This window comes from Rhizobium sp. R339 (assembly GCF_002211395.1).
Taxonomy (GTDB): Bacteria; Pseudomonadota; Alphaproteobacteria; order Rhizobiales; family Rhizobiaceae; genus Rhizobium.
The window spans coordinates 116,637-138,365 of sequence record NZ_LOKV01000004.1 but is presented as its reverse complement, the minus strand read 5'-3'; the positions used below and the strand labels follow the sequence as shown (position 1 = coordinate 138,365).

Below are 21,729 nucleotides of genomic sequence, written 5' to 3'. Positions count from 1 at the left end.
TGGCGGCGGGCGTCAAGTGTGAAGCGAAAGTCTCCACACACTCAGCATTCGACGACATTGACGGCCAACCCGCCGGTCGAGGTTTCCTTGTATTTCTCGCTCATGTCGTGGCCGGTCTGGCGCATCGTCTCGATGCAGGCGTCGAGCGGCACGAAATGCTGGCCGTCGCCCTTGACGGCGAGTGAGGCCGCGGTGACCGCCTTGACGGCGCCGAGCGCGTTTCGCTCGATGCAAGGAACCTGGACGAGGCCGGCGACCGGATCGCAGGTCATGCCGAGATGGTGTTCCAGCGCGATTTCGGCGGCGTTTTCGATCTGCTCGGGTGTTCCCCCCATGACGGCGGCAAGCCCCGCAGCCGCCATCGCGGCCGCCGAGCCCACCTCGCCCTGACAGCCGACCTCGGCACCGGAGATCGAGGCATTGTGCTTGATGATGCCGCCGATGGCGGCGGCCGTCAGCAGATAGTCGCGGATGCCGTTCTGGTCCCAATCCTCGTGAAAATGCTCGTAGTAGCGGATCGTCGCCGGAATGACGCCGGCCGCGCCGTTGGTCGGCGCGGTGACGACGCGCCCGCCGGCCGCATTCTCCTCGTTGACGGCCATCGCGTAGACGCTCAGCCAATCATTGGCGAGCAGCGGATTGATGCGGTTGCTGCGCCACTCCTCCTGCAGCTTGTCGTGAATTCGCCGCGCGCGTCGCTTGACGTTGAGACCGCCGGGCATAATGCCCTCGACCTTGAGGCCGCGCTCGATGCAGGAGCGCATCGCCTCCCAGATGCGGTCGAGCCCCTCGTCGAGCTCCTCGCGCGGGCGCTGGCTCTCCTCGTTCGCACGCTTCATCTGAGCGATCGAAAGCCCGGAGCGCTCGGCCATGTCGAGCATCTGTCTGGCGGTCGAGAAGGGATAGGGTACGCGTGCACCGCCGGCGGCGTTCTTTTTTGCCCGCATCTGCTCGAGTTCGGTGTCGGTGACAACGAAACCGCCGCCGACCGAATAATAGATACGTTTGAGGAGTAGCCGGCCGTCCCTGTCGAAAGCGGAGAACGACATGCCGTTGGCGTGGCCGGGCAGCGGCTGTTTCTTGTCGAAGATCAGGTCGGTTTTCGGCTGGAACTGATAGCCGGGATGGCCGGCCGGCGTGATGCGGCCGCTGCGCTCCACCGTATCGATAATGCCGTCCATCTTGTCGGGATCGACGCTGTCGGGCGCTTCACCCATCAGGCCGAGAATCACAGCCCTGCCCGTGCCGTGACCGATGCCGGTATGGGCGAGCGAGCCGTGCAGGCTGACTTTGATCGCGGCGACCTGTGCGCCCGATGACGGACGCGGCCACTCGTTCGACAGGATCAGCTCGAGAAAGCGGTTGGCCGCCGACATCGGACCCATCGTGTGGGAGCTCGACGGTCCGACACCGATCTTGAAGACATCGAATACCGAAAGAAACATGGATGCGCTTTCTGAACAGGAGGATGCAAGCTTAAGCGAGGCCGGTTTGCGACCCGGGCGGCGGACCGACATCGCATGGAGCCGGTGCGACATTCCGGCTGAACACTAAATGCAGACGAGCCGCCTTACCAGTCATTGCAGCATTTCAATGCATATGTAGAGTGGCCCGCGTTCATGCGGAGACTGAATCACTGATGACGACGGCGGATTACCTCGCTCTGGCCTTCTTTGCCTGTGTCTGGATGGGCTATTCATGGCTTTTGAAGGGTCGCACCTTCTTCGGACGCACCAGCCTGACGCATGCGATGACCGAAAGGCGCCGGGAGTGGATCTACAATTCGCTGCGCCGCGACCTGAAAATGATCGATACGCAGATCATGTCCGGCCTGCAGAACGGCACCGCCTTTTTCGCTTCGACCTCGATCTTTGCGCTTGGCAGCTGTTTTGCGCTGCTCGGGGCGACGGAGAAGGTCGATGCCGTCTTCGCCGACCTGCCCTTCGTCTTCCATGGCGGTCACGCCGCGTTCGAGCTCAAGGTCGGCGGGCTTGCGGCGCTTTTCGGCTATGCCTTCTTCAAGTTCGGCTGGTCCTATCGGCTGTTCAACTATTGCACGATTCTCTTCGGCTCCATTCCGATGGTGCGCGACACCGAGAGCGACGTCATCGCCGCCGAACGGGCCGCCGAACGCGTCATTCGCATGAATGTCATTGCCGGCAGCAATTTCAACGAGGGGCTGAGGGCGATCTTCCTGTCGATCGGTTATCTAGGCTGGTTCATCAATCCCTATGTCTTCATCTTGACGACGGCGGTCGTCATCTTCGTGCTGGCTCGCCGGCAGTTCTTTTCTGAGGCGAGACTGGCGATCATGGATGCCGGCCCGCCATCAAATCTCCACCTTTCTGCTATTCGCCGCGATATGCCGTCGCGCGACGGAAACGATTTGCCCGAGGGCCTCTGATGACATTGCCGGCACTTGAAGCCGACGCGGCGGCCAAGCCGCCGCGCATCGGTCTGTTGGACACCGCGCGCGGTGTCGCGCTGATCGCCATGGCGACTTACCATTTCAGCTGGGACATGGAGTTCATGGGCTATCTCCCGGCCGGTGCGGCGGAGACCGGCTGGCTGAAGATCTACGCCCGGGCGATTGCCACGACCTTTATCCTCATTGTCGGCATCAGCCTGGTGCTCTCCAGCACGCCCGAGATCCGCTGGCCCTCCTTCTGGAAACGGTTCGGCATGATCGCGGCGGCGGCCGCGCTCATTTCGGTCGCCACGCGCATCGCCATGCCCAACGAGTGGATCTACTTCGGCATCCTGCATTGCATCGCGGTGCTCACGCTCATCGGCGTGGTCTTTGTGCGGCTGCCGCTTGCTTTCACGCTGGTCATGACGGTCGCCCTCCTTGCCGCCTGGATCACCGACAATTTCGGAATGCCGGGGCTGCTTCGGTCATCCTTCTTCGATCCCCGATATCTTGCCTGGATCGGTCTTGCCGAGATGCCCGAGCGGTCCAACGATTATGTGCCACTGTTTCCCTGGGCGACGCCCTTTTTCGTCGGGTTGAGCCTCGCCTCGATTGCGCTCAGAACCGGGCTTCCGAACCGGCTTGCGGCCATCGGCACCGGCTCCTCGTGGCCGGCAAGGCTCGGCCGTCACAGCCTTGCCTTCTACCTCATTCACCAGCCGGTTTTGATCGCCATTGCCTACGGGCTTTCCCTTGTGGTCCCGCCGGCCAAGCCTGATCCGGTCGAGACTTACCTAAAGCAATGCAACGCCGCCTGCGTGATGCAGCAGGGCGAAGCGCTCTGCCGCAGTTTCTGCGAATGCACGCTGCAGAAATTGCAGTCGCAGGCTCTGCTCACACCATTGCAGGCAGGCACGATCGACGTTCAGAACGACGAGCGCGTGCAGACGATTGCCGCGCAATGCAGCGCCGAGGCGGAATAAAGAGTGGTGAGCGCTTAGGTGGTGACGCCGATTTCGGCGAGGCGACCGAGGCAGGCCTCTTCGATATTGTCGAGTTCCGTCAGCGTGTCGTCGATATCCTTGCGCTTCTGGCGGAGGTCCTCGCGCTTCTCGTCCACGCGCTTCATCAGGAGCTTCAGCTGGCCGAGTTCGCCCGGCGGCTCCTTGTAGACCTGGATGATTTCGCGGATCTCCGCGATGGTGAAACCGATGCGCCGGCCGCGGAGGATTTCGGCGATGAGCCGCCGGTCGGCGGGCCGGAAGAGACGGGTACGCCCTCTCCGCTCCGGATGGATCAGTCCCTCGTCTTCGTAGAAGCGAAGTGTGCGCGTGGATACACCGAATTCGCGCGTCAGCTCCGTTATGCTATAATATTTGTTCACCGGCATGTCTTCCCCATCTGCATGGGCCATAATATTGACTTTTACGTAATAGTCAATTTGTGCAGCCGGCTTAGATGCCGAACCACCATGTGGCGATGCCGAGAAAGGCGAAAAAGCCCGTACAGTCGGTCACCGTCGTGACGAAGACGGAAGAGGCGATCGCCGGGTCGGCCCCCATCTTGTCGAGCAGCAGCGGCAGAAGGATGCCGGCAAGGGCCGCCGCCATTAGATTGATGATCATCGCCGCCGCGATCACGCCGCCGAGCTGGTAGTCGTGGAACCACGTGCCGGCGATCGCGCCCATGATCGTCGCGAAGACCATGCCGTTCAGGATGCCGACGCCCGCCTCCCTGCGGATGATGCGGCCGGCATTGTAAATGTCGAGATCGCGGGTGGCGAGCGCGCGCACCGTCACCGTCATCGTCTGCGTGCCGGCATTGCCGCCCATCGAGGCGACGATCGGCATCAGCACCGCAAGCGCGATCATCTTCTCGATCGAGGCGTCGAACAGGCCGATGACGCTCGCCGACAGCATCGCCGTGCCGAGATTGATCAGCAGCCAGAGAAAGCGCGAACGCGCCGTCGAGAGCACATTGTCGGACAGCTCTTCGTCGCCGACGCCGCCGAGGCGCTTGATGTCCTCGTCCGCCTCTTCATGGATGACGTCGACGACGTCGTCGATTGTCAAGACGCCGACCAGCCGGCCGTTCTCGTCGACGACGGCGGCCGAGAGAAGGTCGTATTGCTCGAAGAGCTGCGCGGCCTCTTCCTGGTCCATCTCGGCCGGAATCGGATGGTTGGTCTCGCGCATGATCTGCTCGATCTTCGTCTGCCGCTTGGTGCGCAGGATCTGATCGAGATCGACGGCGCCGAGCAGCTTGAAGGTCGGATCGATGACGAAGATCTGCGAGAAGGAATAGGGCAGATCCTCCTCGTCGCGCATGTAGTCGATCGTCTGGCCCACGGTCCAGAACGGCGGCACGGCGACGAATTCCGTCTGCATGCGGCGCCCGGCCGAACTTTCGGGATAGTCGAGCGCCCGCCGCAGCCGCACGCGTTCGGTGAACGGCAGTTGGGCGAGGATCTCTTCCCGATCCTCCTTGTCGAGGTCTTCGAGAATGTAGACCGCATCGTCCGAATCGAGTTCGCCGATCGCCGCCGCGATCTGATCGTTCGGCATCTGGTCGACGATTTCGCGACGGATCGCTTCGTCGACCTCGGTCAGCGCCGTCATGTCGAAATCGTCGCCGAGCAGGCGCACCATCGCAAGGCGCTGATCCGGCTGGATCGATTCCAGCAGGTCGCCTATCTCCGATTCATGCAGGCGGGCGACGTTCTCGCGCAGGAACAGCGTGTCGCGGTCGGCGATCGCGGCGCCGACGAGCGCCAGAAAATCGCTGCGGACATTGCCGTCCTCATCGTAGATATCGGCTTCCTCGTCGTCGGGACGCCTGCGGATGCGGTCGTCTGTGTCGGTCGTCGTCATCTGCCGCCCTCGCATGGTTCGAATTTCAACGACTGCCGCCCGCATTCGCAAATGTCGGCGGAAAACACATTATCAACAAGCGGATAAGCAAATCCTACGCGGGGTTCCCGCAGCCGGATTCCTGCTCCTGCTAGCTCAAAGCATGCTTGTCGTAAAGCGGCAAACCATGCTTCGTGATGACAATGCCCGCGGCCGGCGATAGTTTCCGCCGCCATCCATGCAGAGAGAGCCCGTCACATGCCCATTCGTCCGATTCTGCGCTATCCGCATCCCGGCCTGAAGACTGTCTGCGCGCCGGTGACGGCCTTCGATTCGTCGCTCGCCGAACTTGCCGACGACCTGTTGGCGACGATGCGCGCCGCTCCCGGCGTCGGCATCACCGCCGCGCATATCGGTGTCGCGAGCCGCGTGACGGTGCTGGAACTCGACAAGGCCGACGGCGTACGCCTCTACGTCAACCCGGAGATCACGTGGTTTTCGAAGGAGACGATGAGCCATGCCGAAGGCAGCGTTTCCATGCCCGGCGCAACAGACGAGGTTACGCGCCCGCGGGCGATCCGCTTCCGCTATCAGGATGCCGGAGGCGCCGTGCACGAGGATGCTGCCGAAGGGTTTCTCGCCATCTGCATTCAGCATGAGGTCGACCAGCTCGACGGCATTTTCTGGCTGCAGCGCCTTTCCCGGCTGAAACGCGAGCGCCTCGTCAAGAAATGGGAGAAGGCGCAGGGCTGACAAATCGCCCGCTTCATGCCGAACCATTCGCAGCTGCCGACGTTTCCAACAGAGAAACAAGGAGCGAATGCAATGGCAAGAACAGGTGAAAAGACTTCGCCCTCTCGCGAAAAGCTGGAGCTTTCGCGCGAAGAAGATTATCGCGACCTCGAGGAACGCAATCTCGACGACGGTTGGCCCTATGCCGACGGCAATGGCGCCAGCGGCCCTGCCAACCGCCCCTATGGCGAAACGGCTGCCAATTTCGACAGCGATCCCACCCAGGGTTTCCGGGTCGACGGCACGGATGAGGACGGCAACGAAAACCGTCTGAAGGATTCGTTGCGCGCCGGTATGATCGACCGCGACGAAAGCGACGATCTCGAAGCGCGTGTGAACGACAATATCGAGAACATCCCCGGCGTCGACATCGAAAGTATCGAAGTTCACGCCGATGGCCATGTCGTCACTTTGGAAGGCTCTGTGGAGACCATCGGCATGGCCCGCAAGGTTGAGCTCGGCGCGCTTTCGGTCGACGGCGTTCATCATGTCCGCAACAAATTGCAGCTGACCGGCGTCGATGCGCATATTCCGAATGAGGACTGATCACACCCCAGAAAACGAACGGAATCTTATACGGGAGGAAGTCCGCTGCCTCCCGTATATCTCCATTCCACATTACCAAAAGTTAACAATTTCAGATTGTGGGTAAAGCTGCTGACGGTCGCCTGCTTTCGTCATCTAGCCCCTGTAACGAAAACGTCAAAATCCTTGACAAGACCGTGATTTCATTTGGACAAAAGGTCGCGGGCAGCGCATTTTTCGTTCACAAAATTGCCAGAATTGGGGCGCGAACTTGGAAGCGCCAGGGGTTGGTTTATGTTGTTGAATTCAACAGCAGATTGAGGAGATGAACCATGTGTATCAAATTTGCCCTCGCCGCGTCCCTATTCGCTGTCAGCCTTGCAGGCGCCGCTTTCGCCCAGCCTACCTATTCCGACGACTACACCAATGACAGTGACGGCTTTGCCCCGAGCAAGATGGCACAGCCTGCCCCCGTTCACTACAGCAACAACCACAAGGCTCCGGCCTATTCCAGCGATTACACCAACGACAGCGATGGATTCGCCCCCGTCGCCATGACGGCTCCTTCGGTCGACAAGACCGCGACCGCCAGCATCAAGCCCCTGCCCCCGTGCCATAGCATGATCGGCCCAAGCGGTTCCCACACCAAGGGTGCCGACAGCGGCGCGTCCCGCACGGATGCATGCCGTGCGACCCACTGAGCGACGGCGACATATATCGGGAGGAAAGGGCCGGAAAACGGCCCTTTTTCTTGTCGATGAATGTCCGATGGCGCCTCAGAACACGAATGGAACGAGCCGGTAACGTGTCGTGGCCATGAAGGCCGTGTAGGCGGCATCCTGTTTGAGCAGACGCTCTTCCGCCAGCAGGCGGAAGCACTGCGCCATAAGAGCCGTTGCGTAGATCGCAAAATTCCAAAGGCTCGGGTGAGCCAGGAAGAAGCCGATATGGGTTAGCAGATAACCGGCATACATCGGATGGCGGACAAACTTGTAGGGTCCGCCGATCTTGACGCCGCGATTGGCCGGTACCAGACCGAAGCTTCGCCGCAATGTCAGCTTTGCAGAGATCTGCAGGGCGAGGCCGAAAGCCATCACCATCACGCAAAGCGTAAGAGGCGCGAGCGGCTGCGTCGCCGAAGGCAAAACCAGCAACGGGAAAAGCGTGCCGACGGCCGTGACCGTCCAGTCGAAGAGGCGCAGCGACGTATTTCTCGTCGGCCGGCGCATCAGAATGAGGAAGGCGGCCGCGCCCTCGGAAATGAGCAGCAGGCAATCGATGACTGCACGATTGTCTTGCATCTGCGGCAGCACGCGCATGACGATAGCGACAAAGAAATAGCTGATAAGTACCTTCTCGACGATATCGAGAGCGAAATGGACGTCGAGGAGTGACCAGCTTGACGCCGCCTTCTTTTTCATTGATCGCAAACTTTCGCATCCATAAGAATAAGCTGATCTATAGCTTTGCGACAGCTAATCGTCGGTTAAGACAACCGACTCAATTCTCACGATGGCGATGATTTGTTATTTCGTTTCGGCCGCAGAAGGCGGCCGCGACGCCAGGCGGCAGCCACAGCTACAGGCATATCAAATAGAGGGGATCTGCCGGAATAGTCGCTCGGCGATTGCTCTCCTGAAAGGAGATGGTGCGGTCGAGAAGACTCGAACTTCCACGGGTTGCCCCACAGCGACCTCAACGCTGCGCGTCTACCAATTCCGCCACGACCGCATCGTGGTAGGTGCCGATTTGCGTCGGCGGGGCAGCATGTAGCAAAAGCATTTGGGGTGCACAAGGGCGATATGACAGTTTTTTTCAAAACCTTTCACAGCATTTGAATTGCCGCCGAAACGCGTCCATATAGGTCTTCTGCCGCCCCTTTCTGTCAGGCATTTCGAGGAGGCGGCAAGGAATGGCCATGCTTCGCACCGATCTCGAATTCTCCATGCTTCCGAAACCCGGCGCCCGCCCGGTGCGCTGGCGCATTGCCGAGGGACTCGTTCCCTATGAGGAAGCAGTGGAGACGATGGAGCGCGAGGTGGCGGCAATCGCCGATGGCGGCGACGAGCTCGTCTGGCTCGTCGAGCATCCGCCGCTCTATACCGCCGGCACCAGCGCCAATGCGAGCGACCTCGTTCAGCCGGACCGCTTTCCGGTCTTTGCGACGGGGCGCGGCGGTGAATATACCTATCATGGGCCCGGCCAGCGCGTTGCTTACGTCATGCTCGACCTGAAGCGCAGGCGCCAGGATGTGCGCGCGTTCGTCGCCGCGCTGGAGGATGTCGTCATCCGCACGCTCGACATGATGAACGTGCGCGGTGAGCGGCGCGAGGATCGCGTCGGCGTTTGGGTGCGCCGTCCTGAGAAGCCGCTGCTTCCCGATGGCGCCATGGCCGAGGACAAGATCGCCGCCCTCGGAATCAGGCTGCGCAAATGGGTGACGTTCCATGGCCTGTCGCTCAACGTCGATCCAGATCTCGATCATTTCAGCGGCATCGTGCCCTGCGGTATATCGGCCTATGGCGTCACCAGCCTCGTCGATCTCGGCCTGCCTGTCATGATGTCGGACGTCGATATCCGGCTGCGCGCCGCTTTCGAGGCGGTTTTCGGCGAAACCGTGGCTTGATCTGCTTGGGTTTCCCGTGATTGATGGGGCCGTTCCCCGCAAGAATCGGCAGCCATGGCAGAGCATCCAGCCCATCAAAACACCATGCAGGGCATGGCCATCATGTCCGGCGCCATGCTCATCCTGCCGATCATGGACGCCATCGCCAAATATATGGCGACCTTCGAGGCGATGTCGCCTGGCCAGGTCACTTTCTACCGCTTCTTCTTCCAGATCGCCTGCACCGTGCCGATTCTCTTCGCCCTTTTCGGACGAAAGGCGCTTTCGGCCAAACGGCCATGGATGAACCTGCTGCGCGGCGTGCTGCATGGCGCGGCGAGCCTGCTGTTCTTCGTCGCCGTCAAATACATGCCGCTTGCCGATGTCTTCGCCATCTATTTCGTCGAGCCCTTCATGCTGACCGCCATGTCGGCCCTGTTTCTCGGGGAGAGGGTCGGCTGGCGGCGCTGGATGGCGATCGTGGTCGGCTTCGGCGGCGCGATGATCGTCATTCAGCCGAGCTACGAGATCTTCGGCCTGAAGGCGCTGCTGCCGGTCGCCTGCGCCTTCCTGTTCTCGCTCTACCTCTTTCTCAACCGCGCGATCGGCGTGGCCGATTCGCCGCTGACCATGCAGACGATGGCCGGCATCGGCGGAACCGCCTTTATGGCGGCTGCCCTGCTCGTCGGAAGCGGCGCCGGCAACGCCGATTTTGCCATGTCTCTGCCCGCCTCGGCTCTCGGCCTCGTCCTGCTTCTCATCCTCGGCTCGATCTCGGGCTACGCGCATATCCTGGTGGTTAAGGCTTTCCGGCTTGCGCCGCTGTCGCTGCTCGCGCCGTTCCAGTACTTCGAGATCATTTCGGCGACGGTGCTCGGCTATGCGCTGTTCAACGATTTCCCGAATTTCTCCAAATGGATCGGCATTTTCATCATCGTCGCGTCCGGCCTCTTCATCATTTGGCGCGAGCGGGTGCAGGCACGATCGTTAAAATCCTCCTGACTTGGAGAATACAGGGTTAACTCCTCTTCTTGAGGGATCGTCAATGCGCGGGCGGTAAAACTGTCTCCGGCTTCATGATGAAGCCTGGAGTTAAAACATGAGCGAATTCCGTCTCGCTTTTCCGGCCTGTGTCGTGGCCGGCAAGCATCGGCTGACGGCCGAAGATATAGTGCTGCTGCGCAAACATGCTTTTCCCGAGGGGATCCGGACATCCCAGGATGTCGTGGCGATGTTGGCGCTCAACAATTCCTGTCCTGAAAAATGTGCCGAGTGGAATGCTTTCTTCGTGGAGCAGCTGGCCGGTTTCATCGTCAACCACACCTATCCGCAAGGCTCGCTTGATGAAATCAACGTCGCCTGGATCATGCGCATGTTCACGACCGAGGGCGTCGTCAACTCGGCGCTGGAGCTCGAGCTCATTCTCCACGTCATGGAGATTTCGGCCGAAGTCCCGGGTGAACTGAGAGCGCTTGCCCTCGATCAGCTTCGTCTGGCGATCACCGACGGCATCGGCGGCTACCACCTGACGCGCGCCGTCGACCGCCGAAGCATCGCCCGCCAGGATGTCGATTTCGCGATGCGCATCTTCAGAAGCATCTCGGCAGGCGGTGTCATCCCCGTCTCGCCGGCCGAATATGGCGTGCTCCAGCAGATCGAGCAGGCAACCCTGCCGGGCGCGAATCACCCGCACTGGACCGGCATCATGGCCGCCGTCGAGCTGCGTGATCGTCCCGAGCCGCGGCGCAGCCGCTGGCTGCGCATCGTTGACGACGAACCCGTCTCGGCCGCCGCCGTCGCCTGACCTTCGAAGCGCAATCTGCTGCCTTCGGCGCGCCTGCCTCAAGCCCGATTGTGCGTTCCGGTGTTTTATGCGTAAAACTTCGGAACGCATTTCTGGGTGGAGTCTCGATGTTCAAGAAAATCCTGATCGCGAATCGCGGCGAGATCGCCTGCCGCGTGATCAAGACTGCGCGCCGCATGGGTATTTTGACCGTCGCGGTCTATTCGGATGCGGATCGGGATGCCCTGCATGTCGAAATGGCCGACGAGGCCGTTCATATCGGTCCTGCCGCTGCCGCCGAGAGCTATCTCGTCGCCGAGAAGATCATTGCGGCCTGCAAGGCGACAGGCGCCGAGGCGGTGCATCCCGGTTACGGCTTCCTCTCCGAGCGCGCCTCCTTTTGCGCCGAGCTGGAAAAGCAGGGGATTATCTTCATCGGCCCGAAGCCGAAGGCCATCATGGCGATGGGCGATAAGATCGAATCGAAGAAATTCGCCAGTGCCGCCGGCGTTTCCACCGTCCCCGGCCATCTCGGCATCATCGAGGATGCTGCCCACGCCGAAACGATCGCCGGCGAGATCGGTTATCCCGTCATGATCAAGGCGTCCGCCGGCGGCGGCGGCAAAGGCATGCGCATTGCCTGGAACGAGGGGGACGTGCGCGATGGTTTCGAGCGCGCCCGCTCGGAGGCGAAAAGCTCCTTCGGCGACGATCGCGTCTTCATCGAGAAATTCGTCGTCGAGCCGCGTCATATCGAAATCCAGGTGCTGGCCGATGCGCATGGCAACGTCGTCTATCTCGGCGAACGCGAATGTTCGATCCAGCGGCGAAACCAGAAAGTGGCGGAAGAGGCGCCCTCGCCCTTCCTCGACGAAAAGACCCGCAAGGCCATGGGCGAACAGTCGGTGGCGCTGGCAAAGGCGGTCGATTATCAGAGCGCCGGCACCGTCGAATTCATCGTCGATCGCGACCGCAACTTCTATTTCCTCGAAATGAATACCCGCCTGCAGGTCGAGCATCCCGTCACCGAGCTCGTCACCGGCATCGATCTCGTCGAGCAGATGATCCGCGTCGCCGCAGGCGAGCCCCTTCCCTTCACCCAGAAGGAGATCAGGCTCGACGGCTGGGCGATCGAGAGCCGGCTCTATGCCGAGGACCCTTACCGCAACTTCCTGCCTTCGATCGGCCGCCTGACGAGCTACCGGCCGCCGGCGGAGGGCAGGACCGGCAATGTCGTCGTCCGCAACGATACCGGCGTCTTCGAAGGCGCCGAGATCTCGATGTACTACGATCCGATGATCGCCAAGCTCTGTACCTGGGCGCCGACGCGCAGCGAAGCGATTGATGCCATGGGCCAGGCGCTCGACGGCTTCGTCGTCGATGGCATCGAGCACAATGTTCCCTTCTTGTCGGCGCTGATGAAACATCCGCGCTGGCGCGAGGGCCGGCTTTCCACAGGCTTCATCGCCGAGGAATATCCCGACGGTTTTGCACCGATGAAGCCGGACCGGGCCGAAGAGGCCGTGCTTGCGGCAATCGCCCTCTCCGCCTTCCTGATCGAGACGAACCGCCGCGAGCGTTTCGCCGATCGTCTGCGTGTTGCCTCGGGCGTGCTGCGCGAGGACTGGGTGATCAAGCTCGGGGAAAATTATGTCGCCGCCAAGTTGCTCGACGGTCTCGTCACCATCCCCTTCGATATGGAGATGGCGATAGAGGGCGAGCCTTCGGGTGTTGTCGCCGATTGGAGACCGGGCGACCCGGTCTGGAGCGGCAAGGTCGGCGGCCTCGATGTCACCGCCCAGATCCGCCCGGTTTTGAACGGCCTGCGCATCGCCTGGCAGGGGCTTTCTGTTGCCGCCAAGATCTTTTCGCCGCGCCATGCGGAGCTCGACAGGCTGATGCCGGTGAAGCTGCCGCCCGATACGTCCAAGCTGCTGCTCTGCCCGATGCCCGGGCTGGTCGTCGCCATCGCGGTTGCTGAGGGCCAGGAGGTCAAGGCCGGCGAGACGCTCGCCGTCGTCGAGGCGATGAAGATGGAAAATGTGCTGCGCGCCGACCGGGATCTCGTCGTCTCCAAGATCAATGCCGCCGCCGGCGAAAGCCTGGCCGTCGATGCCGTGATCATGGAGTTCGCCTGAGGCAGGGCGGGCCAGCCCGCCACTTCCTCGCTTGAAGTCAGCAGCCCCGTCGTACATATAACCTCGACCTCGTGCATTCCGGCGAGGCATCCAAACGTGGTTTCTATTCATGGCTCCGACGACTTACACGACCGATCTCAAGGGTTTCGATGAGTTCTCCGCACGGGAACTCTATGATCTCCTGAGAATGCGCGTCGACGTTTTCGTCGTCGAACAGAAGTGCCCGTATCCGGAACTCGACGGCAAGGATATCGATGCCTTGCATCTGCGGTTGCTGGAGGGTGGGCGATTGCTGGCTGCGGCGCGGATTCTGAAGCCGCATGAGCCGCGGGATGCGTCGAAGATCGGCCGCGTGGTCGTCTCTCCTGCCCATCGCGGCAAGCGCCTGGGCGACGCGCTGATGAGCGAAGCGATCGCCGTTTGCGAGCGGCTTTATCCAGAAAATCCCATCGCCTTGTCGGCGCAGGCCCATCTGCGCCGCTTCTATGAATCCTTCGGCTTTATCGGGACATCGCAGGAATATCTGGAAGACGGCATTCCCCATATCGATATGGTCCGCCAGCCGGCCGCTCAGCCGGCATGAGGATATCGCTATGATCTACGTCGATGCCGATGCCTGCCCGGTGAAGCCGGAAGTCCTGAAGGTCGCGGAGCGCCATGGCCTCGAAGTCACCTTCGTCGCCAATTCCGGCCTGCGGCCTTCGCGCGATCCAATGGTCCATAACGTCATCGTCTCCAACGCCTTCGATGCCGCCGACAATTGGATTGCCGAGCGCGCCGGCGCCGGCGATGTCGTCGTCACCGCCGATGTGCCGCTCGCCGTGCGCTGTGTTGCCGGCGGCGCCTTCGTCAGCGGTCCGACGGGCCGTGTCTTCGACGAGACCAATATCGGCATGGCGAGCGCCATGCGCGATCTCGGCGCGCACCTGCGCGAAACCGGCGAGAGCAAGGGCTACAACGCTGCCTTCAGCCCCAAGGACCGCTCGCGCTTCCTCGAAACCTTCGACCGTCTCTGCCGCCGCGCCAAGAGCCTTTCCAGCGAGGCCGGCGGGCCGCGATGATGCCCGGCCATGCAAGGCGCCAGGAAACGGGTGGCATGGCAGCCATGCCGATTCCTACCTTGAAGACGGCCGTCTCCTAGCGCATATAGATGCCATCGCAGACGACTGCGGCATCTCAGGATGCAACGTCGCGGGGACGGCCTCGCTCTTTAACAAGGAGAGGCGCATGGCCTGGATTCTGCTTTTTCTCGCTGGTCTTTTCGAATGTGGCTGGGCGGTCGGTCTTAAATACACCGAAGGCTTCACGCGGCCGCTGCCGACGACGCTGACCGTTCTATCCATGGTGGTGAGCATCGTGCTGCTCGGTCTTGCGGTGAAGCACCTGCCGATCGGCACCGCCTACGCGGTCTGGACCGGCATCGGCACGGTCGGCACGGTGATTCTCGGCATCTGGCTGCTCGGCGATTCGGCAAGTGTCTCCCGCCTTGCCTGCATCATGCTGATTGTCGCCGGTATCGCCGGTCTCAAGCTTACAGCTTGATGGGATCTGAGGGGCGTCACCGACGCCCCTCGTTTATCCTTCAGGCCGTCTTGCGGTTATCGACGGAAAAAGCGCCGGGACCGGCAAAGAAGAGATAAAGGAAAACGAAGCAGAACAGGATCGCGGCGTCGCCCTGGTTGACGGCCGGGAAGAAGCTGCTCGGAGCATGCGCCATGAAATAGGCGACCGCCATTTCGCCGGCCAGCAGGAAGGCGACCGGGCGCGTCAGCAGGCCGACGAGAATGAGCAGGCCGCCGACCAGTTCCAGAAGGGCCGCGAAAATCATCAGCGGCGACAGCGGGCCGGACATCTGCGAAGCCGGGAAACCGAAAAGCTTCATCGTGCCGTGCTCGATGAACAAGAGCGCGGTGATGATTCTGAGAGCGGCCAGCGCATGGGGGCGATAGGCGGAAAGACGCTCGAAACTTGACATTAAACCTCTCCTTTAAAAGAATAAGAGCCGAGCGTTAGCTTGTCCCCGGTAAGGTTTGAAGACACGGATCACTGACGGCCGTTCACTTTTTCGACAGCGGAAAGACCTGCTCGACATCAGGTAAACACTTGAGCGAACGGTTCTATTCGCCGACGAATGTCAAAGCGGGATGTTGTCGTGTTTCTTCCAGGGATTGGCGAGGTCCTTGTTGCGCAGCATCTTCAGTCCGCGCGCCAGCCGCCGCCGGGTCGAATGCGGCATGATCACCTCATCGATATAACCGCGCTCGGCCGCGACGAAGGGCGAGAGGAACCGGTCCTCGTACATCTTCGTATGCGCCGCGATCTTTTCAGGATCGGCGATATCCTTGCGGAAGATGATCTCGACCGCGCCTTTAGCGCCCATGACGGCGATCTGCGCCGTCGGCCAGGCATAATTCAGGTCGCCGCGCAGATGCTTCGACGCCATCACGTCATAGGCGCCGCCGAAAGCCTTGCGGGTGATGACGGTGAGCTTCGGCACCGTCGCTTCGGCATAGGCGAAGAGCAGCTTAGCGCCGTGCTTGATAAGCCCGCCATATTCCTGCGCCGTACCCGGCAGGAAGCCCGGCACGTCGACGAAGGTGACAATCGGAATGTTGAAGCAGTCGCAGAAGCGCACGAAACGTGCCGCCTTGCGCGACGCGTCGCTGTCGAGCACGCCGGCCAGCACCATCGGCTGGTTGGCGACGAAGCCGACCGTCGATCCTTCGATGCGCCCGAAGCCGCAAACGATGTTCTTGGCAAAGCTCGCCTGGATCTCGAAAAAATCCCCCTCGTCCGCCACCTTGTGGATCAATTCCTTGATGTCGTAGGGTTTGTTGGCATTTGCCGGCACCAGCGTGTCCAGCGAATTGTCCGTCTCGGTCACCGACTGGTAACATTCGATTTCCGGCACTGGCGACGTATTCGACTGCGGCAAGAAATCGATGAGCCGGCGCACCTGCAGCAGCGTATCGACATCATTGTCATAGGCGCCGTCGGCAATCGAAGAGCGTGTGGTATGCACGGTGGCGCCGCCAAGCTCTTCTGCCGTCACGGTCTCGTTGGTGACGGTCTTCACCACATCGGGACCGGTGACGAACATGTAGGACGTATCGCGCACCATGAAGATGAAATCGGTCATGGCGGGCGAATAGACGTCGCCACCCGCGCAGGGTCCCATGATGACGGATATCTGCGGAATGACGCCTGAGGCCAGCACATTGCGCTGGAAGACCTCGGCATAACCGCCGAGTGCGGCGACACCTTCCTGGATGCGCGCCCCGCCAGCATCATAGATGCCGATGATCGGTGCGCGGTTCTTCAGCGCCATGTCCTGCACCTTGATGATCTTCTCGGCATGCGCTTCCGAAAGCGAGCCGCCGAAGACGGTGAAGTCCTTGGCGAAGACGAACACGGTGCGGCCGTTGACCGTGCCCCAGCCGGTAACGACGCCGTCGCCGGCGATACGGCTCTTGTCCATGCCGAAATCGGTGGAGCGATGTTCGACGAACATGTCGAACTCCTCGAAGGAGCCCTCGTCGAGGAAGAGGTCGATGCGTTCGCGCGCCGTCAGCTTGCCGCGTTTGTGCTGGGCGTCGATGCGCTCCTTGCCGCCGCCGAGGCGGGCGACGCCGCGGCGGCGTTCCAGTTCTTCGAGAATTTCCTTCATGCGATCTCCCCTCGCCGCTCCGTGGTCGATATGGGTTAGCGGCTGCGTCCGCTGAGTGAGAAAACCGAGCGAATGCGTGCGGCGACATCCTCGGCCATGATCTCGTCGGCAAGCTTCGGGTCGGCTGCCATGCTGGTGACGTCGAACGCGCTGACGGCGATCACCGAGCCGTCTTCGACCGAGGCCGCGTCTATGCTGATTTTCGCAACGTTGCGGTCTTTCTGAAAGCCGAGCCCCTTCTGGATCGACACTACGCGGATCGTCAGCACCACCCGCGGCAGCACGGTGTTGCGCACGGTTGCGTTGATTGCGGCATTGACGCGGTCATTGATCCCGGAAAGCAATTCGGCCGGCATGTTCGGGCCTGAGAGAACGACGGCGCTTCGAACGTCGTAAAGCGGCGCCTCCGGCTTGTTGGCCGAGAGGCTGACGCAGGCCGTGAGCGCAATGCAGATCAGTGCGGCCCGGCAGAAACACGACCTCAGCCAATTCATTGCAAAATCCCGCACTCTCCATTGGAGTCGCAGATTTCGTCATAATGCCTGGGAAGGCAATATGTTTCAGGCGCTTAGGGCGAAAAAAACATCCGCCGCCGCCTTGAACTCGGCAAAGCGCTTGGCGCGGCGCTCCTCGGCTTCCTCGTCGCTCCCCCAATGCTCGATGGTCCAGTCCTCGTCGAGATGGGCAAGCGACCACGCCTCCTCCATCGTCACCCGGCCTTCGGCGAAGGCGAGCGCCAGGATCGCCGACCCCGTCAACGTCGTGATCGTGTGAAGAGCGGCGAGCGCCATCGGGCTCTCATGCCGCTTGAGCGTGACGGCGAAGGCGGCCGTCGCCTCGCGCGGCTGTTCGTGATGCATCACGCCTTCGACGAGAATGAAGCGGGCGCCGAGATCGTTGGCCGCCCAGTCGATGACGGGGTCCCAGCGCTCGGCCTGGCGCTCGACCAGCCGTTCCGGCCCTTCGGCGCGGTAGCAGATGAGGTCGGTCGAGGAAAAGCGCAGAATATCCTCGAAGATCGCCTGCGTATTGGTGGCGATCCCGTCGATTGCGGTGTTGACCAGCCGCGTGACCGGCATGGTGATCGGGTCGATGACCTCGCTCTGGGCCTCCCATTCCGCGGCGACGAGCCTTGCAAGCGCCTCCGTCGGCACGGCAAGGGCCTGCCGCGCCGGCGTGCGCACCAGCTTGCCGTCGAGTGTGATCGCAAAACCATCCTCGTGCTCGGCGACGGCGACCTCGGAATAGAAACGCTTCGGCAGCGGCTTCTTCATCTGGATCTGCGCGCGGCGGATGGGGTCGGGATGGCTCAGTCCCTCGGAAAGATCGTTCAGAAGATCGCGCATGGCGTCACCTCAGGAAAAATGGCGCAATATCTCGTTCGGATGATAGGCGATCGCATCGGCGCCGTTGGCGATCAGCTCATCCACGCTGGCATAGCCCCAGGCAACGCCGATCGCCTTGGCGCCGGCAGCCTTTGCCATCTGCATATCGTAAACCGCATCGCCGATGACAATGGCATCGCGCGCATTCATGCCGGTTTCGTCACAGCATTCCGTGACCATCGCCGGATGCGGTTTGGACGGGCAATCGTCGGCAGTACGAGCAACGACAAAATGCCGGTCGAAGCCGTGCGTCTCCATCACCAGCTTCAGCCCGCGTCGGGATTTGCCGGTCACCGCACCGATCAGCAGATCCTCGCGGCCGCTGATCGCGTCAATCATCTCGCGAATGCCGGGAAACAGCGGTTCCTTATAATCGAGATCCTGACGCACGACTGTAAACAGCGATTTGTAATGTGCTGTCATGTCGATGTCCTGCTGCTCGACATGCGGCCTGCCCTGCATCCGGGCGATCGCGATATCGAGCGACAGGCCGATAATAGCCTTGGTGTCCTCAAACCGAGGTTCCGGCTTGCCGAATTTGTCGAAAGTCCGGCGCATGGTTTCATGGATCAGCCCGGCGCTGTCGACCAGCGTGCCGTCGCAATCGAAAAGAGCGATTTTCATTCGCTGTCCCTTTCAGCGCCGGCAAGGTCGAGACCGAGCAGGTTCCAGGTCTGCACCATATGCGGCGGCAGCGGCGCGCTGACGCGCAGGCGGCCGCCCGATGGATGCGGGATGTCGATGTGGCGCGCGTGCAGATGCAGCTTCTTCTGGATGCCGCCCGGAAAATCCCAATTCGGATCGTCGTCGAAATATTTCGGATCGCCGATGATCGGGTGGCCGATATGCAGGGCATGCACACGCAGCTGGTGGGTACGGCCGGTATACGGCTCCATCTCAAGCCATGCGAGATTCTGCGCCGCCGTCTCCAGCACGCGGTAGAAGGAAATCGCATGGTCGGCGCCGTCTTCACCGTGTTTGGCGATGCGCATGCGGTCGCCATCGGCGGTTGGCTCCTTGACGAGCCAGGTCGAGATCTTGTCCTCGTGCTTGCGCGGCACGCCCTTGACCAGCGCCCAATAGGTTTTCTTGGTGTCGCGCTCGCGGAAGGCGGCGGTCAGCTTCTGTGCGGCGCCGCGGGTGCGGGCGATGACAAGAACGCCCGAGGTGTCGCGGTCGAGGCGGTGAACGAGCCGCGGCTTTTCGCCCTTCGGGCTGGTCCAGGCTTCGAGCATCTGGTCGATATGCCGGGCCACACCGGAGCCGCCCTGCACCGCAATACCGGGCGGCTTGTTGAGCACGATCACCTTTTCGTCCTCATGCAGCACCATGCGCGACAGGAGTTCGAAATCGCTGGAATGCTTGAGATCCTTGCCGGCGATCGGACCGGATTTCAGCTTCGCATCGACATCCAGCGGCGGCACGCGCACCATCTGGCCGGGCTGCACGCGCGCATCGGACTTCACACGTCCGCCATCGACGCGCACCTGGCCGGAGCGCAAGAGCTTCTGCAGCGGCCCGAAGCCGAGCCCGGGAAAATGCACCTTGAACCAGCGATCGAGCCGCATGCCCGCTTCGTCGGGTTCAACCTTGATATGTTCTATGCCAGCCATGAACGGCCTTTCGGAAATTGCAGCGCGGCCAAGCCGGCGTTCTTGCCGGAGCCTTTAGAGCATTTTCATCGAAAACGGAAACCGGAATCAGACCAAAGCGCGCATGATGGCGAGCCCGGCGAACACCGCCGCCATCGAAAGGCCGACGCTGGCTGCGATATAGATGCCGCCGGCGACCGCCTCGCCGCCCTCGAACAGTGAGATGGCGTCGAGCGAGAAGGCAGAAAAAGTGGTGAAGCCGCCGAGGAAGCCGGTGATGAGCAGCAGGCGCAGTTCCGTCGAGGCGTTGAATTTTCGCGCGATCAGTTCCGCAAAGACACCGATGACGAAGCAGCCGACGACATTGACGGCGAGCGTGCCCCAGGGAAACGCCGGTCCCATGAGCTTCAGCGCCCATCGGCCGACATAATATCTGAGCACGGAACCGATAGCGCCGCCGACGGCGACGAGGAGAGCCTGGATCATGGGTGGAATATCCTGACTTGGGAACGCTTTCAGTCGTGATGGAATAAATTCTTATAATTCAGTAAAATGCCAGAGGTTTTCTTATGCTGGCGCCAAGATCCTGCCGGTTACTGTGCCGGCATGACCCAGCTCCTTTCCATTTCGGCAAATACCGCTGCCATTGCCGCTGAAACGCTGAGAATACCGCAGCGTGTCGCCAACAGCACCGCCGCGCGCGAATCTCGCCGTCTCGCGGACCGGCAACTGAAGGCCGAAAGCACCGAAGGGGTGGACGACCCCTCCAGCATCATTCAATCGACCGAAGTGGCGCTCGACCTGATGACGAAGGGCAACCGCCAGCCGCAGGCCGGCCTGAAACAGGCGCTGCAATCCTACGAAGATTTCTAAGGCCGCTGCCTCCAGCGAAAAGCCCGCATCGCGGGCTTTTCTGTTTTGACCAGTTTCTACTCACTTGCCCTGAGCCGACAGCACCTGCAGCACCAGATCGACCTTGCCGGCCTTCTCGAAGGTCAGCGTCACCGGCACCGTGTCGCCCTGCTTGAACGGCGTCTTCACCTTCTGGAACATCAAATGCAGGTTGCCGGGCTCGAGCTTCACGGTCTCGCCCGCGGCAATGGCGATGCCGTCCTTCAACTGGCGCATCCGCATGACGTTGTCCTTGGTCACCATCTCATGGATCTGAACCTCGCCGGCCACGGGCGAGGATACCGATAGAAGGCGGTCATCCGTCTTGCCGTCGTTCTTCACCGTGAAAAAGCCGCCGCCGACCGGCTGGCCGGGCAGCATCGCCTTGGCGAACGCGCCGGAGATTTCCAGATCGCCTGCTTTGATCGCCTCGCCGGCCGGCGCGGCAGCTGACATACCGGACATGTCCATGCCGGCCATGTCGTCATGGCCGTGGCCGTGATCCTCGCCGGCGACCACTTTCAAGATCGGCGCCGGGCTTTTGAGGCTATGGGGATCGCCGCCGTCCTTCGCGACCTGATCCCAAGCCTCGACCGCCTCGCCGCACATCTGCGTCACCGGAAAGGCGAGCGCTGTGCCGGCCTCAACGCCCGAAACCTTACCCTGGATGACGAAAGTGTCGTAGAAGTCGTCGGAGAGGTCGCCGTTCTTCCACCGCACCTCGACCGCGCCTGTTTTCACCTTGTCGCCGTGATTGTCGTAGGTCTTCTGGTAGTCGCCTTTGATCACCTCGAGCTCCCAGCCGGCCTTCGGCTGCGGCTTGGCGAAGACGAAGCCTTCCGGCAGCTTGACCCGCACCTCGGTCGTCGCCTTGCCGTCGCAGCCATGCGGGACCTGCAGCGTCGCGAGAATGGTGCTTTCCTGCGTCGCTTCCTTATCGAGAAAGCTCACATGCGCCTCGGCGCCGGCTGCTACGCAGGCGGAAAGAAGGGCGGCGAGCCCCAAGGTCTTGCCCAATGTCTTGATAGTCTGTGTGTCGATCATTCTCATCGGATAATCTCCTCGCCGGCCTCGGCCTTCTCAAAGGCGAAC

25 protein-coding genes and 1 tRNA gene are annotated in these 21,729 nt (G+C 61.5%); 13 read left to right on the top strand and 13 right to left on the bottom strand.

From position 1 onward, the window contains the following. Window positions 1-41 precede the first annotated feature (41 nt). Window positions 42-1,445: an L-serine ammonia-lyase gene (locus ATY76_RS08430; RefSeq protein ID WP_088674307.1), complete on the bottom strand. Its 1,404-nt coding sequence runs from the start codon at window positions 1,443-1,445 to the stop codon at window positions 42-44. A 194-nt stretch (window positions 1,446-1,639) separates the two neighbouring features. Between ATY76_RS08430 and ATY76_RS08425 the strand changes: the two genes are divergently transcribed. Both ATY76_RS08425 and ATY76_RS08420 read left to right on the top strand, forming a co-directional pair. Then, a complete protein-coding gene (locus ATY76_RS08425) occupies window positions 1,640-2,404 on the top strand; it encodes a DUF599 domain-containing protein (protein WP_088674306.1) in 765 nt (254 codons plus the stop codon). Beyond that, window positions 2,404-3,393: a heparan-alpha-glucosaminide N-acetyltransferase gene (locus ATY76_RS08420; RefSeq protein WP_088674305.1), complete on the top strand. Its 990-nt coding sequence runs from the start codon at window positions 2,404-2,406 to the stop codon at window positions 3,391-3,393. Before ATY76_RS08425 ends, ATY76_RS08420 begins: the two co-directional genes overlap by 1 nt. Before the next feature lie 14 nt (window positions 3,394-3,407). On the opposite strand, the gene ATY76_RS08415 is transcribed toward ATY76_RS08420, so the two are convergent. Further along, window positions 3,408-3,800 carry a MerR family DNA-binding transcriptional regulator gene (locus ATY76_RS08415; RefSeq protein WP_037171273.1) on the bottom strand — a complete coding sequence of 131 codons (393 nt, stop codon included), beginning with the start codon at window positions 3,798-3,800 and terminating at the stop codon, window positions 3,408-3,410. A 64-nt stretch (window positions 3,801-3,864) separates the two neighbouring features. Next, entirely contained in the window at window positions 3,865-5,280 is a 1,416-nt protein-coding gene (gene mgtE, locus ATY76_RS08410; RefSeq protein WP_088674304.1) for a magnesium transporter, read from the bottom strand. A 237-nt stretch (window positions 5,281-5,517) separates the two neighbouring features. Here mgtE and ATY76_RS08405 point away from each other — a divergent pair, with 237 nt between their 5' ends. From ATY76_RS08405 to ATY76_RS08395, 3 genes are all read left to right on the top strand, one after another. After that, window positions 5,518-6,012 carry a peptide deformylase gene (locus tag ATY76_RS08405; protein ID WP_088674303.1) on the top strand — a complete coding sequence of 165 codons (495 nt, stop codon included), beginning with the start codon at window positions 5,518-5,520 and terminating at the stop codon, window positions 6,010-6,012. A 72-nt stretch (window positions 6,013-6,084) separates the two neighbouring features. Continuing rightward, the gene (locus tag ATY76_RS08400; RefSeq protein ID WP_088674368.1) at window positions 6,085-6,597 is read left to right on the top strand and encodes a BON domain-containing protein; all 513 of its coding nucleotides are present in this window, start codon (window positions 6,085-6,087) and stop codon (window positions 6,595-6,597) included. 311 nt (window positions 6,598-6,908) lie between these two features. Beyond that, window positions 6,909-7,277, top strand: coding sequence for a hypothetical protein (locus tag ATY76_RS08395; RefSeq protein WP_088674302.1), 369 nt, complete (start codon window positions 6,909-6,911; stop codon window positions 7,275-7,277). A 75-nt stretch (window positions 7,278-7,352) separates the two neighbouring features. Here ATY76_RS08395 and ATY76_RS08390 read toward each other — a convergent pair whose 3' ends face one another. Continuing rightward, window positions 7,353-7,997 carry an isoprenylcysteine carboxylmethyltransferase family protein gene (locus ATY76_RS08390; protein ID WP_088674301.1) on the bottom strand — a complete coding sequence of 215 codons (645 nt, stop codon included), beginning with the start codon at window positions 7,995-7,997 and terminating at the stop codon, window positions 7,353-7,355. 225 nt (window positions 7,998-8,222) lie between these two features. Then, window positions 8,223-8,307: transfer RNA gene (locus ATY76_RS08385), tRNA-Leu, on the bottom strand. 181 nt (window positions 8,308-8,488) lie between these two features. Here ATY76_RS08385 and lipB point away from each other — a divergent pair. The 7 genes from lipB to sugE all read left to right on the top strand — a co-directional run bounded on the left by lipB (window position 8,489) and on the right by sugE (window position 14,644). Beyond that, window positions 8,489-9,202 (top strand): lipoyl(octanoyl) transferase LipB, encoded by a 714-nt coding sequence (gene lipB, locus ATY76_RS08380; RefSeq protein WP_088674300.1) that lies wholly within the window; start codon window positions 8,489-8,491, stop codon window positions 9,200-9,202. 54 nt (window positions 9,203-9,256) lie between these two features. Next, a complete protein-coding gene (locus ATY76_RS08375) occupies window positions 9,257-10,183 on the top strand; it encodes a DMT family transporter (RefSeq protein WP_088674299.1) in 927 nt (308 codons plus the stop codon). A 97-nt stretch (window positions 10,184-10,280) separates the two neighbouring features. After that, window positions 10,281-10,985 carry a hypothetical protein gene (locus ATY76_RS08370; RefSeq protein ID WP_088674298.1) on the top strand — a complete coding sequence of 235 codons (705 nt, stop codon included), beginning with the start codon at window positions 10,281-10,283 and terminating at the stop codon, window positions 10,983-10,985. 107 nt (window positions 10,986-11,092) lie between these two features. Then, window positions 11,093-13,102 (top strand): acetyl/propionyl/methylcrotonyl-CoA carboxylase subunit alpha, encoded by a 2,010-nt coding sequence (locus ATY76_RS08365; protein ID WP_088674297.1) that lies wholly within the window; start codon window positions 11,093-11,095, stop codon window positions 13,100-13,102. 109 nt (window positions 13,103-13,211) lie between these two features. Further along, window positions 13,212-13,685: a GNAT family N-acetyltransferase gene (locus tag ATY76_RS08360; RefSeq protein ID WP_088674296.1), complete on the top strand. Its 474-nt coding sequence runs from the start codon at window positions 13,212-13,214 to the stop codon at window positions 13,683-13,685. A 10-nt stretch (window positions 13,686-13,695) separates the two neighbouring features. Further along, entirely contained in the window at window positions 13,696-14,163 is a 468-nt protein-coding gene (locus tag ATY76_RS08355) for a YaiI/YqxD family protein (RefSeq protein ID WP_088674295.1), read from the top strand. A 166-nt stretch (window positions 14,164-14,329) separates the two neighbouring features. Continuing rightward, complete coding sequence (gene sugE / locus ATY76_RS08350; RefSeq protein WP_088674294.1) at window positions 14,330-14,644, top strand: quaternary ammonium compound efflux SMR transporter SugE; 315 nt, start codon at window positions 14,330-14,332, stop codon at window positions 14,642-14,644. 40 nt (window positions 14,645-14,684) lie between these two features. On the opposite strand, the gene ATY76_RS08345 is transcribed toward sugE, so the two are convergent. The 7 genes from ATY76_RS08345 to crcB form a co-directional block, all read right to left on the bottom strand. After that, the gene (locus tag ATY76_RS08345; protein WP_088674293.1) at window positions 14,685-15,077 is read right to left on the bottom strand and encodes a DoxX family protein; all 393 of its coding nucleotides are present in this window, start codon (window positions 15,075-15,077) and stop codon (window positions 14,685-14,687) included. A 159-nt stretch (window positions 15,078-15,236) separates the two neighbouring features. Then, window positions 15,237-16,769 carry an acyl-CoA carboxylase subunit beta gene (locus tag ATY76_RS08340; protein WP_088674292.1) on the bottom strand — a complete coding sequence of 511 codons (1,533 nt, stop codon included), beginning with the start codon at window positions 16,767-16,769 and terminating at the stop codon, window positions 15,237-15,239. A 35-nt stretch (window positions 16,770-16,804) separates the two neighbouring features. Next, window positions 16,805-17,263, bottom strand: coding sequence for a hypothetical protein (locus tag ATY76_RS08335; protein WP_088674291.1), 459 nt, complete (start codon window positions 17,261-17,263; stop codon window positions 16,805-16,807). Window positions 17,264-17,329: 66 nt separating this feature from the next. Beyond that, entirely contained in the window at window positions 17,330-18,115 is a 786-nt protein-coding gene (locus ATY76_RS08330; RefSeq protein WP_088674290.1) for an ATP12 family chaperone protein, read from the bottom strand. Between the two features lie 9 nt (window positions 18,116-18,124). Next, window positions 18,125-18,778 carry an HAD-IA family hydrolase gene (locus ATY76_RS08325; protein ID WP_088674289.1) on the bottom strand — a complete coding sequence of 218 codons (654 nt, stop codon included), beginning with the start codon at window positions 18,776-18,778 and terminating at the stop codon, window positions 18,125-18,127. Then, window positions 18,775-19,767, bottom strand: a complete 993-nt coding sequence (locus ATY76_RS08320; RefSeq protein ID WP_088674288.1) for an RluA family pseudouridine synthase — start codon at window positions 19,765-19,767, stop codon at window positions 18,775-18,777. Before ATY76_RS08320 ends, ATY76_RS08325 begins: the two co-directional genes overlap by 4 nt. 87 nt (window positions 19,768-19,854) lie before the next feature. Continuing rightward, window positions 19,855-20,232, bottom strand: coding sequence for a fluoride efflux transporter CrcB (gene crcB, locus ATY76_RS08315; RefSeq protein WP_088674287.1), 378 nt, complete (start codon window positions 20,230-20,232; stop codon window positions 19,855-19,857). 120 nt (window positions 20,233-20,352) lie between these two features. On the opposite strand from crcB, the gene ATY76_RS08310 reads away from it, so the two are divergent. Then, window positions 20,353-20,619: a hypothetical protein gene (locus tag ATY76_RS08310; protein WP_038692570.1), complete on the top strand. Its 267-nt coding sequence runs from the start codon at window positions 20,353-20,355 to the stop codon at window positions 20,617-20,619. Window positions 20,620-20,679: 60 nt separating this feature from the next. On the opposite strand, the gene ATY76_RS08305 is transcribed toward ATY76_RS08310, so the two are convergent. After that, window positions 20,680-21,687, bottom strand: coding sequence for a copper chaperone PCu(A)C (locus tag ATY76_RS08305; protein WP_088674286.1), 1,008 nt, complete (start codon window positions 21,685-21,687; stop codon window positions 20,680-20,682). Window positions 21,688-21,729: the final 42 nt, after the last annotated feature.